General features: G+C 51.2%; 8 protein-coding genes, 1 tRNA gene, 3 rRNA genes and 1 other annotated feature (1 of these 13 only partly in view). Of the genes, 4 read left to right on the top strand and 8 right to left on the bottom strand.

The annotated features are described in order from the left end of the window. Positions 1-41: 41 nt before the first annotated feature. Entirely contained in the window at positions 42-365 is a 324-nt protein-coding gene (locus ACUY4Q_RS05895; RefSeq protein ID WP_458046132.1) for a YfiM family lipoprotein, read from the top strand. 130 nt (positions 366-495) lie between these two features. On the opposite strand, the gene ACUY4Q_RS05890 is transcribed toward ACUY4Q_RS05895, so the two are convergent. The 8 genes from ACUY4Q_RS05890 to rluD form a co-directional block, all read right to left on the bottom strand. Further along, entirely contained in the window at positions 496-951 is a 456-nt protein-coding gene (locus ACUY4Q_RS05890; protein WP_458046131.1) for a DUF4385 domain-containing protein, read from the bottom strand. A 152-nt stretch (positions 952-1,103) separates the two neighbouring features. After that, a 5S ribosomal RNA gene (gene rrf / locus ACUY4Q_RS05885) occupies positions 1,104-1,219 on the bottom strand. Positions 1,220-1,414: 195 nt separating this feature from the next. Further along, positions 1,415-4,320 (bottom strand): 23S ribosomal RNA (locus tag ACUY4Q_RS05880). A 218-nt stretch (positions 4,321-4,538) separates the two neighbouring features. After that, positions 4,539-4,614 (bottom strand) — tRNA-Glu (locus ACUY4Q_RS05875). A gap of 85 nt (positions 4,615-4,699) precedes the next feature. Then, positions 4,700-6,241, bottom strand: a 16S ribosomal RNA gene (locus ACUY4Q_RS05870). Together the 16S, 23S and 5S rRNA genes with 1 tRNA gene alongside form the textbook arrangement of a ribosomal RNA operon. A gap of 455 nt (positions 6,242-6,696) precedes the next feature. Next, complete coding sequence (gene clpB / locus ACUY4Q_RS05865) at positions 6,697-9,270, bottom strand: ATP-dependent chaperone ClpB (RefSeq protein WP_458046130.1); 2,574 nt, start codon at positions 9,268-9,270, stop codon at positions 6,697-6,699. A gap of 131 nt (positions 9,271-9,401) precedes the next feature. Further along, complete coding sequence (gene yfiH / locus ACUY4Q_RS05860; RefSeq protein WP_458046129.1) at positions 9,402-10,133, bottom strand: purine nucleoside phosphorylase YfiH; 732 nt, start codon at positions 10,131-10,133, stop codon at positions 9,402-9,404. After that, positions 10,130-11,110 carry a 23S rRNA pseudouridine(1911/1915/1917) synthase RluD gene (rluD, locus tag ACUY4Q_RS05855; protein ID WP_458046128.1) on the bottom strand — a complete coding sequence of 327 codons (981 nt, stop codon included), beginning with the start codon at positions 11,108-11,110 and terminating at the stop codon, positions 10,130-10,132. The genes yfiH and rluD overlap by 4 nt, the downstream gene beginning before the upstream one ends. Before the next feature lie 130 nt (positions 11,111-11,240). Between rluD and bamD the strand changes: the two genes are divergently transcribed. From bamD to pheL, 3 genes are all read left to right on the top strand, one after another. Continuing rightward, positions 11,241-11,978 (top strand): outer membrane protein assembly factor BamD, encoded by a 738-nt coding sequence (gene bamD / locus ACUY4Q_RS05850; RefSeq protein WP_458046127.1) that lies wholly within the window; start codon positions 11,241-11,243, stop codon positions 11,976-11,978. 267 nt (positions 11,979-12,245) lie between these two features. Next, the gene (gene raiA / locus ACUY4Q_RS05845; RefSeq protein WP_458046126.1) at positions 12,246-12,587 is read left to right on the top strand and encodes a ribosome-associated translation inhibitor RaiA; all 342 of its coding nucleotides are present in this window, start codon (positions 12,246-12,248) and stop codon (positions 12,585-12,587) included. 103 nt (positions 12,588-12,690) lie between these two features. Beyond that, positions 12,691-12,778 (top strand) — a sequence feature (Phe leader region) (it continues 38 nt past the right edge of the window). Continuing rightward, entirely contained in the window at positions 12,692-12,739 is a 48-nt protein-coding gene (pheL, locus tag ACUY4Q_RS05840; protein ID WP_437433249.1) for a pheA operon leader peptide PheL, read from the top strand. (Overlaps the previous feature by 48 nt.)

Below are 12,778 nucleotides of genomic sequence, written 5' to 3'. Positions count from 1 at the left end.
TAAGCCTCATCCGACGATGGGGCTTTTTTTCAGGTTCCTGTATGCGTTACTGCTTATTTTTTTGCACATTACTGTTAGCCGGTTGTGCTCACACTGCCAGCGATCAATGGAGCGGGCAGGATAAAGCACAGCATTTTCTCGCGTCTGCAATGCTATCCGCAGCAGGTAATGAGGTCGCACAGCATCAGGGTATCAGCCGCGATCGCAGCGCGGTATATGGTCTGATGTTTTCAGTCAGCCTTGGGGCGTCGAAGGAGCTCTGGGATAGCCGCCCGGCGGGAAGCGGCTGGAGCTGGAAAGATTTTGCCTGGGATGTCGCCGGTGCCACAACAGGGTATGCCGTTTGGCAGTTGGCAGACCATTAGAGACGAATACCTTTGTTCCAATTTAGCCTTTGCCCAAACACCAAATGCGCTACATTTTTAGCAAATGAATACGGTAGCAATTCATGCGGAGCTATTTCTTCTCTTTCGCTGTGCATGTTTTAAGACTGCATCATCCCCAACGAGAGATATGCTCTCGTTTGCGTTCAAGATAATCTTCATCCTGTCGGATCTTATCCCACCATGTTTTAAATATTTCGGCAGCTGCTGCTTTTACCGGGTCGTTACCACGTGGATGTGTACCACCATCTTCAGTGTATTTTCGGCCGCCTTTATAGTTGGCGTAACGTCGGGCGCGGGTATATCCCATTTGTATAAACTTACGAGCCATGTCCATTCCGACAAAATCATCATGCTGACGATAGGTTTCGAACAGTTGGTAGATTTTTTCAGCTGATTTTGTGGCTGAGTCAGGATCCTTGTAACGCCACCAGGGCAAGATTTCGCTTTTATAGGGTTCCACCAACAGCACGCCTTGCTCACCCCGTCCTACCTGATAGCGCTCTGGATGATCACGGAAATTGATACTGGCAAAATCTTGATCGTAATTGAAGGTCTTGCTGGCCAAGTGCATTCTCCCTAATCGATTCGAATCAATAAGGATAGGCTATTTAAAAAAACAGTGTTTTTAGGCTGGCCAGATGAAGTGACGAGAGAGATATTCAGAGAATAAAAACGCAAAAAGCCCATCCGTCAGGATGGGCTTTTCACTTGTTTGATGCCTGGCAGTTCCCTACTCTCGCATGGGGAGACCCCACACTACCATCGGCGCTACGGCGTTTCACTTCTGAGTTCGGCATGGGGTCAGGTGGGACCACCGCGCTAGTGCCGCCAGGCAAATTCTTTGTGCTCTGTACGCAATTCTTTATCGCATCAGCCGCGTTGCCTGCACTCGTAAAGTCAGTCACATACCTCAGTATGCTCCTTCCTTTCCTTCGCTGGCCGCCTCGCTGCTGCGCAAATTATTGCGCACTTAATTCCGGAATCAGCTGAAAATCTCTCAAATCACGCCAAAACACCTTCGGCGTTGTAAGGTTAAGCCTCACGGTTCATTAGTATCGGTTAGCTCAACGTATCGCTACGCTTACACACCCGACCTATCAACGTCGTCGTCTTCAACGTTCCTTCAGGACCCTTAAAGGGTCAGGGAGAACTCATCTCGGGGCAAGTTTCGTGCTTAGATGCTTTCAGCACTTATCTTTTCCGCATTTAGCTACCGGGCAATGCCATTGGCATGACAACCCGAACACCAGTGATGCGTCCACTCCGGTCCTCTCGTACTAGGAGCAGCCCCCCTCAATTCTCCAGCGCCCACGGCAGATAGGGACCGAACTGTCTCACGACGTTCTAAACCCAGCTCGCGTACCACTTTAAACGGCGAACAGCCGTACCCTTGGGACCTACTTCAGCCCCAGGATGTGATGAGCCGACATCGAGGTGCCAAACACCGCCGTCGATATGAACTCTTGGGCGGTATCAGCCTGTTATCCCCGGAGTACCTTTTATCCGTTGAGCGATGGCCCTTCCATTCAGAACCACCGGATCACTATGACCTGCTTTCGCACCTGCTCGAGCCGTCACTCTCGCAGTCAAGCTAGCTTATGCCATTGCACTAACCTCCTGATGTCCGACCAGGATTAGCTAACCTTCGTGCTCCTCCGTTACACTTTAGGAGGAGACCGCCCCAGTCAAACTACCCACCAGACACTGTCCGCAACCCGGATCACGGGTCTACGTTAGAACATCAAACATTAAAGGGTGGTATTTCAAGGTTGGCTCCACGCAGACTGGCGTCCACGCTTCAAAGCCTCCCACCTATCCTACACATCAAGGCTCAATGTTCAGTGTCAAGCTATAGTAAAGGTTCACGGGGTCTTTCCGTCTTGCCGCGGGTACACTGCATCTTCACAGCGAGTTCAATTTCACTGAGTCTCGGGTGGAGACAGCCTGGCCATCATTACGCCATTCGTGCAGGTCGGAACTTACCCGACAAGGAATTTCGCTACCTTAGGACCGTTATAGTTACGGCCGCCGTTTACCGGGGCTTCGATCAAGAGCTTCTCCTTACGGATAACCCCATCAATTAACCTTCCGGCACCGGGCAGGCGTCACACCGTATACGTCCACTTTCGTGTTTGCACAGTGCTGTGTTTTTAATAAACAGTTGCAGCCAGCTGGTATCTTCGACTGAGTTCAGCTCCACGAGCAAGTCGCTTCACCTACCATCAGCGTGCCTTCTCCCGAAGTTACGGCACCATTTTGCCTAGTTCCTTCACCCGAGTTCTCTCAAGCGCCTTGGTATTCTCTACCTGACCACCTGTGTCGGTTTGGGGTACGATTTTGTGTTACCTGATGCTTAGAGGCTTTTCCTGGAAGCAGGGCATTTGTTACTTCAGCACCGTAGTGCCTCGTCATCACACCTCAGCGTTAAAAAGGTACCGGATTTACCTGGAACCTCCGCCTACATGCTTAAACCGGGACAACCGTCGCCCGGCTAACATAGCCTTCTCCGTCCCCCCTTCGCAGTAACACCAAGTACAGGAATATTAACCTGTTTCCCATCGACTACGCCTTTCGGCCTCGCCTTAGGGGTCGACTCACCCTGCCCCGATTAACGTTGGACAGGAACCCTTGGTCTTCCGGCGAGCGGGCTTTTCACCCGCTTTATCGTTACTTATGTCAGCATTCGCACTTCTGATACCTCCAGCAACCCTCACAGGTCACCTTCAACGGCTTACAGAACGCTCCCCTACCCAACAACGCATAAGCGTCGCTGCCGCAGCTTCGGTGCATGGTTTAGCCCCGTTACATCTTCCGCGCAGGCCGACTCGACCAGTGAGCTATTACGCTTTCTTTAAATGATGGCTGCTTCTAAGCCAACATCCTGGCTGTCTGTGCCTTCCCACATCGTTTCCCACTTAACCATGACTTTGGGACCTTAGCTGGCGGTCTGGGTTGTTTCCCTCTTCACGACGGACGTTAGCACCCGCCGTGTGTCTCCCGTGATAACATTCTTCGGTATTCGTAGTTTGCATCGGGTTGGTAAGTCGGGATGACCCCCTAGCCGAAACAGTGCTCTACCCCCGAAGATGAATTCACGAGGCGCTACCTAAATAGCTTTCGGGGAGAACCAGCTATCTCCCGGTTTGATTGGCCTTTCACCCCCAGCCACAGGTCATCCGCTAATTTTTCAACATTAGTCGGTTCGGTCCTCCAGTTAGTGTTACCCAACCTTCAACCTGCCCATGGCTAGATCACCGGGTTTCGGGTCTATACCCTGCAACTTAACGCCCAGTTAAGACTCGGTTTCCCTGCGGCTCCCCTATACGGTTAACCTTGCTACAGAATATAAGTCGCTGACCCATTATACAAAAGGTACGCAGTCACACCACGAAGGTGCTCCCACTGCTTGTACGTACACGGTTTCAGGTTCTTTTTCACTCCCCTCGCCGGGGTTCTTTTCGCCTTTCCCTCACGGTACTGGTTCACTATCGGTCAGTCAGGAGTATTTAGCCTTGGAGGATGGTCCCCCCATATTCAGACAGGATACCACGTGTCCCGCCCTACTCTTCGAGTTCACAACATATGCACTTTCATGTACGGGACTTTCACCCTGTATCGTGCGACTTTCCAGACGCTTCCATTAACACACATGCTGATTCAGACTCTGGGCTCCTCCCCGTTCGCTCGCCGCTACTGGGGGAATCTCGGTTGATTTCTTTTCCTCGGGGTACTTAGATGTTTCAGTTCCCCCGGTTCGCCTCATGCCACTATGTATTCATGACATGATAGTGTGTCGAAACACACTGGGTTTCCCCATTCGGGTATCGCCGGGTCAAAGGTTCATATCACCTCGCCGACGCTTATCGCAGATTAGCACGCCCTTCATCGCCTCTGACTGCCAGGGCATCCACCGTGTACGCTTAGTCGCTTAACCTCACAACCCGAAGATGTTTCGTAAAACACCGTCAGTGTCGTGAAAATTTGAGAGACTCGAACACACCGTCATTCTGTTCTTATTACGGAGAACAGACACGATGTGTCGTTTCAATTTTCAGCTTGATCCAGATTTTTAAAGAGCAAATATCTCAAACATGACTCGCAAGTCAGTTTTGAGATACGGGGGTCGGCGACTTTCACTCACAAACCAGCAAGTGGCGTCCCCTAGGGGATTCGAACCCCTGTTACCGCCGTGAAAGGGCGGTGTCCTGGGCCTCTAGACGAAGGGGACACTGAAGTCTCAATCGCAAGACGCCTTGCTGTTTACTTTTCATCAGACAATCTGTGTGAGCACTACAAAGGCAGGTTCTTTAAGGTAAGGAGGTGATCCAACCGCAGGTTCCCCTACGGTTACCTTGTTACGACTTCACCCCAGTCATGAATCACAAAGTGGTAAGCGCCCTCCCGAAGGTTAAGCTACCTACTTCTTTTGCAACCCACTCCCATGGTGTGACGGGCGGTGTGTACAAGGCCCGGGAACGTATTCACCGTGGCATTCTGATCCACGATTACTAGCGATTCCGACTTCACGGAGTCGAGTTGCAGACTCCGATCCGGACTACGACATACTTTATGAGGTCCGCTTGCTCTCGCGAGGTCGCTTCTCTTTGTATATGCCATTGTAGCACGTGTGTAGCCCTACTCGTAAGGGCCATGATGACTTGACGTCATCCCCACCTTCCTCCAGTTTATCACTGGCAGTCTCCTTTGAGTTCCCGGCCGGACCGCTGGCAACAAAGGATAAGGGTTGCGCTCGTTGCGGGACTTAACCCAACATTTCACAACACGAGCTGACGACAGCCATGCAGCACCTGTCTCAGAGTTCCCGAAGGCACCAAAGCATCTCTGCTAAGTTCTCTGGATGTCAAGAGTAGGTAAGGTTCTTCGCGTTGCATCGAATTAAACCACATGCTCCACCGCTTGTGCGGGCCCCCGTCAATTCATTTGAGTTTTAACCTTGCGGCCGTACTCCCCAGGCGGTCGACTTAACGCGTTAGCTCCGGAAGCCACTCCTCAAGGGAACAACCTCCAAGTCGACATCGTTTACAGCGTGGACTACCAGGGTATCTAATCCTGTTTGCTCCCCACGCTTTCGCACCTGAGCGTCAGTCTTTGTCCAGGGGGCCGCCTTCGCCACCGGTATTCCTCCAGATCTCTACGCATTTCACCGCTACACCTGGAATTCTACCCCCCTCTACAAGACTCAAGCCTGCCAGTTTCGAATGCAGTTCCCAGGTTGAGCCCGGGGATTTCACATCCGACTTGACAGACCGCCTGCGTGCGCTTTACGCCCAGTAATTCCGATTAACGCTTGCACCCTCCGTATTACCGCGGCTGCTGGCACGGAGTTAGCCGGTGCTTCTTCTGCGGGTAACGTCAATCGACACGGTTATTAACCGTATCGCCTTCCTCCCCGCTGAAAGTACTTTACAACCCGAAGGCCTTCTTCATACACGCGGCATGGCTGCATCAGGCTTGCGCCCATTGTGCAATATTCCCCACTGCTGCCTCCCGTAGGAGTCTGGACCGTGTCTCAGTTCCAGTGTGGCTGGTCATCCTCTCAGACCAGCTAGGGATCGTCGCCTAGGTGAGCCGTTACCCCACCTACTAGCTAATCCCATCTGGGCACATCTGATGGCAAGAGGCCCGAAGGTCCCCCTCTTTGGTCTTGCGACGTTATGCGGTATTAGCTACCGTTTCCAGTAGTTATCCCCCTCCATCAGGCAGTTTCCCAGACATTACTCACCCGTCCGCCACTCGTCACCCAAGGAGCAAGCTCCTCTGTGCTACCGTTCGACTTGCATGTGTTAGGCCTGCCGCCAGCGTTCAATCTGAGCCATGATCAAACTCTTCAATTTAAGTTTGATGCTCGTAGAATTAAACTTCGTAATGAATTACGTGTTCACTCTTTGAGACTTGGTATTCATTTATTGTCCGAAGACATTAAGAATCCATGTCACTTTGAGTGCCCACACAGATTGTCTGATAAATTGTTAAAGAGCAGTGCAACGCGGCTTTCGCTCACCGTTGCGAGGTGGCGTATATTACGCTTTCCTCTTTCAGAGTCAAGCGTTTATTTTCGCTTTTCTCTGCCGGAATTCTCAGGAGAATCCCGCTGACCCGGCGGCGTGTGTGCCGTTGTTCCGTGTCAGTGGAGGCGCAGTATAGGGATTTATTTCGGGCTGACAAGTCAAAAATACAAAAAACGTTTTAACTGCTCACTTTCCAGGCAAATTGCATAAGCCGAGCCTATTCTTGCCTGGTTTTTAAACAAAAACGAGCCCCTGAGGACCCGTTTTTGTTGTTTTGTGATTTACTGCACTGCCACGATTCGGTCTTCTTTCACATCCAGGTGAATCATTTTTCCTGGAATCAGCTCTCCCGACAGGATTTGCTGCGCCAGGGGGTTCTCAATCTGCTGCTGTATTGCACGTTTAAGTGGCCGCGCCCCATAAACCGGGTCATAACCATTTGCACTCAGCAGTTTGAGCGCCTCATCCGTGATCTGCACTTCATACCCACGCTCTTCAAGACGTTTGTACAAACGTTGCAGTTGGATCTGGGCAATTGAGGCAATATGTTTTTCACCCAGAGGATGGAATACAACCACTTCATCAATACGGTTGATGAATTCCGGGCGGAAACTATGACTCACCACGCCCATCACCAGCTCTTTCATATGACCGTAGTCCAGCTCACCAAAGCGTTCCTGAATCAAATCAGAACCCAGGTTCGAGGTCATAATGACAACGGTATTACGAAAATCTACCGTTCTCCCCTGTCCATCGGTCAGGCGTCCATCATCCAATACCTGCAACAGAATATTGAACACATCCGGGTGCGCCTTCTCAACCTCATCTAAAAGAATGACTGAGTAAGGGCGTCGACGAACCGCTTCCGTTAAGTAGCCGCCTTCTTCATAACCGACGTATCCCGGAGGTGCCCCCACCAGACGCGACACAGAATGTTTTTCCATAAACTCGGACATGTCGATACGTACCATTGCATCGTCGCTATCAAACATAAAGTTCGCCAGCGATTTACACAGTTCCGTTTTCCCGACACCCGTTGGTCCAAGGAACAGGAAGGAACCAATAGGACGATTAGGATCTGCTAAACCCGCCCGGCTACGACGAATCGCGTTGGAAACCGCTTCGACCGCTTCATCCTGCCCAATTACCCTATGATGAAGGTCTTGTTCCATGCGTAACAGTTTATCGCGCTCCCCTTCCATCATGCGCGCAACCGGGATCCCGGTCCAACGAGCCAGAACTTCAGCAATTTCCGCATCGGTCACTTTATTACGCAGCAAACGCATGGTTTTGCCTTCCGACTGCGTGGCCGCCTCAAGCTGTTTTTCAAGCTCAGGAATTTTGCCGTATTGCAGTTCAGACATGCGTGCGAGATCCCCGACTCTGCGGGCTTGCTCAATCGCAATTTTAGCCTGCTCAAGTTCAGCCTTAATGGTCTGGGTACCTGACAGCGAGGCTTTCTCCGCTTTCCACTCTTCTTCTAATGAAGAATATTGGCGCTCTTTCTCAGAAAGCTCCTCGTTGAGCATATCCAGACGTTTTTTGCTGGCATCATCAGACTCTTTCAGCAACGCCTGTTGTTCCAGCTTAAGCTGAATAATACGGCGGTCGAGCCTGTCCAGCTCTTCCGGCTTCGAGTCAATCTGCATACGGATGCTTGATGCCGCTTCATCAATAAGATCGATAGCTTTGTCTGGCAACTGGCGATCGGCAATATAACGATGCGACAACGTTGCAGCCGCCACGATGGCCGGGTCAGTGATCTGCACGTGGTGGTGCAATTCATAACGTTCTTTCAGGCCACGCAAAATCGCGATGGTATCTTCTACGCTCGGCTCTGCCACAAACACTTTCTGGAAACGACGCTCCAGGGCAGCATCTTTCTCAATGTATTGACGATACTCATCCAGCGTTGTCGCACCCACGCAGTGCAATTCACCCCGTGCCAGTGCTGGTTTAAGCATGTTCCCGGCATCCATTGCGCCATCGGCTTTACCTGCTCCCACCATGGTGTGCAGTTCATCAATAAACAGGATGACGTTGCCTTCCTGCTTCGCAAGATCGTTCAATACACCTTTCAGACGTTCTTCAAACTCACCACGGTATTTCGCACCCGCCACCAGCGATCCCATATCCAGAGATAATACCCGACGTCCTTTCAGACCTTCAGGCACTTCACCATTCACGATACGCTGGGCAAGCCCTTCAACAATCGCGGTTTTACCCACGCCAGGCTCGCCGATAAGCACCGGGTTATTTTTAGTTCGACGCTGCAGTACCTGAATAGTACGGCGGATTTCTTCATCACGACCGATAACCGGATCGAGTTTGCCCTGTTCAGCACGCTCGGTCAGATCGACGGTGTATTTCTTCAAGGCCTGACGTTGATCTTCGGCCCCTTGATCGCTCACGTTTTCACCTCCACGCATTTGATCAATCGCCTGCGTCACATTGGCTGTTGTTGCACCAGCTGATTTGAGTAAGTCTGTCAGCGTACCGCGTGACTCAAGCGCCGCCAGAACAAAGAGCTCCGACGAAATAAAATTATCCCCACGTTTTTGCGCCAGCTTGTCGCAAAGGTTAAGCACCCGCACCAGATCCTGAGACGGTTGCACGTCGCCGCCGGTACCTTCTACCTGCGGCAAACGGCTCAATGCCTGATCGATGGCCGTGCGTAACTGGCCAGCATTAATGCCTGCGGACGTTAATAAAGGACGTACCGATCCCCCTTCCTGATTCAGCAAGGCGCTCATTAAGTGAAGTGGTTCGATGAATTGGTTGTCGTGCCCCAGTGCAAGTGACTGGGCATCGGCAAGAGCAAGCTGGAATTTATTGGTAAGACGATCCAGACGCATAACTCCCCCCATATAACAGGTCAAATTTGCTACTGGAGATTAAATGAGGTCATCCCTCAATTATTCAAGGTGAATGACCTGAAATATGCGAAAAGAAAATTACACGAACTGGATCGTCTTGATTCGTTAGGTTATATCAGCCAAATGAAACTTGCCATACGGCCGGTTGTCTTGTCGCGACGATAAGAGAAGAAATCGTGTTTTTCCGTGAAGGTACAACGATCCCCACCGAAGACATGGTTTACACCCGCTTTTGCAAGACGCTGACGAGCCAGCGTGTAGATATCCCCGTAGTACTTTTCTCCCACGGGTTTAAAAGCGCTGTCAGCAATGACATCAACCGCCATAAAGGCTTCACGGACTTCCGGGCCCACTTCAAACGCTGCCGGACCGATCGCCGGGCCAAGCCAGGCCATGATATTTTCTGGCTGGTCAGCAAAACAGGCAATCGTCTCTTCCAGCACCCCTGCGCATAAGCCGCGCCAACCGGCATGTGCAGCCGCGACCTCGGTGCCGGCATGGTTACAAAAAAGGACCGGCAAGCAATCTGCGGTCATGACCGCACAAACCGTGCCGGGAATAGTGCTGTAAGACGCATCCGCACGTTTGCTGGTATAGGGTTCACCCGTCAGTTTCAGTACATCTTTACCATGCACTTGCTCCAGCCAGACGGGCCTGGAGGGTAACGTCCCCGCCGCATACAAACGCGTGCGGTTTTCTTCAACATGCTGCAGATTATCACCGCAATGCGCGCCCAGATTCAGGGAATCATAAGGTGGCACGCTGACGCCGCCATGCCGTGTAGAGCTACACGCCGCCACACCTTCAGGCAGCGACCATTCGGGGATAATCAATGAAGTCATAGCCAGGCCACATCATCCTTATGTGTTTCGAAATCGTCGCGCATAGCCGCGATCAGATCCACCATATCCTGAGGAATTGGCGCATGCCATTCCATCTCAATCCCGGTAATCGGGTGATACAGTCGAAGCATTGTTGCATGCAGCGCCTGACGATCAAATTTACGCAGTTCAGTGATGAACGCTTCTGAAGCGCCTTTCGGCGGACGTGGACGACCGCCATAGAGTTGATCGCCCACCAGCGGATGCGTGATATGGGACATGTGCACACGAATCTGGTGAGTACGCCCGGTTTCCAGACGCAGACGCAGACGCGTATGGACACGAAAATGCTCCATGATGCGATAGTGCGTCACCGCGGGTTTGCCCATCGGATGCACCGACATATGGGTACGTTTCGTCGGATGGCGACTGATCGGCTCTTCAACGGTGCCGCCAGACGTCATATGGCCGATGGCCACGGCTTCGTATTCACGGGTAATTTCACGCAGCTGCAGCGATTCAACCAGGCGAGTCTGCGCTGGGATGGTTTTCGCCACGACCATTAAGCCCGTCGTGTCTTTATCGAGACGGTGAACAATCCCCGCACGCGGCACGTCTGCAATCGGCGGATAATAATGCAGTAGTGCGTTCAGCACCGTACCATCCGGATTGCCTGCGCCAGGATGCACGACCAGGTCGCGTGGCTTATTGATTACGAGAATATCGTCATCTTCGTAAACAATAGTTAGCGGAATATCCTGCGCTTCGAAGCGCACTTCTTCCTCGATTTCAGCAGCGATAGTTACGCTCTCGCCACCCAATACTTTCTCTTTTGGTGTATCCCAGGTCTTGCCATTTACCTGAACATTTTGGGCGAGGATCCATTCTTTTATACGCGAACGCGAATAATCAGGGAACAATTCGGCCAAAGCCTGATCTAAGCGTTGTCCGAGTTGTTTTTCGGACACCGTTGCGGTGAGTTGTACTCGTTGTGCCATATACAGCTTCTTCGTTAACGTTGGGTTTTACGGCTTCGCCGTATAATATAGTGTGCTATTGTAGCTGGTCTTAGTCGGGAGCAGGAAGAGAGAATCTCCCGCATAAACATTTGAGGAAAGTCTAAACGTCATGACGCGCATGAAATATCTGGTGGCAGCCGCCACGTTGAGCCTGGCTTTGGCGGGTTGCTCCGGTTCAAAGGAAGTGGTGCCTGATAATCCGCCAAATGAAATCTATGCGACTGCCCAGCAAAAGCTGCAAGACGGTAACTGGAAGGCAGCGATAACGCAACTAGAAGCACTGGATAATCGCTATCCATTTGGGCCTTACTCGCAGCAGGTGCAGCTGGATCTGATCTACGCCTACTACAAAAATGCCGATTTACCGCTGGCGCAGGCTGCTATCGACCGCTTTATCCGACTGAACCCAACTCATCCTAACATTGATTATGTCATGTATATGCGTGGTCTGACTAACATGGCATTGGATGACAGCGCACTGCAGGGCTTCTTCGGTGTGGATCGTAGTGACCGTGACCCACAACATGCTCGCGACGCATTTAATGATTTCTCCAAGCTGGTGCGCGGCTACCCACGTAGTCAGTACGTCACCGATGCCACTAAGCGTCTGGTGTTCCTGAAAGATCGTCTCGCAAAATATGAGTATTCCGTTGCCGAATATTATACCAAGCGTGGCGCCTGGGTTGCCGTAGTCAACCGTGTTGAAGGCATGCTGCGTGATTTCCCTGATACAGCAGCAACGCATGACGCGCTTCCGTTGATGGAAAACGCCTATCGCCAGATGCAAATGAACGCACAGGCGGATAAAGTCGCAAAAATCATCGCCACGAATCAAAGCGGCAGTTGATGACTTTAACAAGCAAAAACGGCAGCCATCAGGCTGCCGTTTTTTATGCTTAACACGCTTCGCTGAAGCGGTTTAGCTTGAAGTCATCCCATCAACTATGACGCGTTATCCTGACTTCGACAAGTGAAATTTGCCCTCTTCCTGCCCTGCCTCACAAAACCTTTTCTTTGACAAAAAGTGACAAAATAATGTGATTAAAATCACACAATTTGACATTTTAAGCGTTATGCTGGAATTACCAAGACGGAAAGACAAGAGGTAACATCTATGACAGTGAACATTACCAGTAAACAAATGGAAATCACCCCGGCAATCCGCCAACATGTCGCAGACCGTCTCGCCAAGCTGGAAAAATGGCAAACTCATTTGATTAACCCGCATATCATTCTGTCCAAAGAGCCACAGGGCTTTATCGCTGACGCAACAATCAATACGCCTAACGGCCATCTTGTGGCTAGCGCAAAACATGAAGATATGTACACCGCGATTAACGATTTAATCAACAAGCTGGAGCGCCAGCTCAACAAAGTGCAGCATAAAGGTGAAGCGCGCCGTGCCGCCACCTCAGTGAAAGATGCAGACTTCGTTGAAGTTGAAGAAGAAGAATAAGTCATCACATTGCGTTAATCTGCAACGCGCCTCCGGGCGCGTTTTTTGTTGACAGAGCGAAAACAGTACGGGTACTTTACTGTTACGCACTAAAGGAAATTTATATGTATCGTGTCCCGTTTTTCTTCGCATTCTTTTTTACCTTCCCCTGACCGGGAGGCGTTTCGTCGTGTGATAAAGAATGCGAAGAC

The organism is Phytobacter cepae (assembly GCF_054165735.1).
Note: the sequence above shows the minus strand (reverse complement) of the source record. Positions and strands in the feature narration are given on the sequence as shown.

Coding starts and splice junctions, on each gene's coding strand:
- ACUY4Q_RS05895 (WP_458046132.1), top strand. CDS start 42: ATGCGTTACTGCTTATTTTTTTGCACATTACTGTTAGCCGGTTGTGCT.
- yfiH (WP_458046129.1), bottom strand. CDS start 10,133: ATGACTTCATTGATTATCCCCGAATGGTCGCTGCCTGAAGGTGTGGCG.
- raiA (WP_458046126.1), top strand. CDS start 12,246: ATGACAGTGAACATTACCAGTAAACAAATGGAAATCACCCCGGCAATC.
- bamD (WP_458046127.1), top strand. CDS start 11,241: ATGACGCGCATGAAATATCTGGTGGCAGCCGCCACGTTGAGCCTGGCT.
- rluD (WP_458046128.1), bottom strand. CDS start 11,110: ATGGCACAACGAGTACAACTCACCGCAACGGTGTCCGAAAAACAACTC.
- clpB (WP_458046130.1), bottom strand. CDS start 9,270: ATGCGTCTGGATCGTCTTACCAATAAATTCCAGCTTGCTCTTGCCGAT.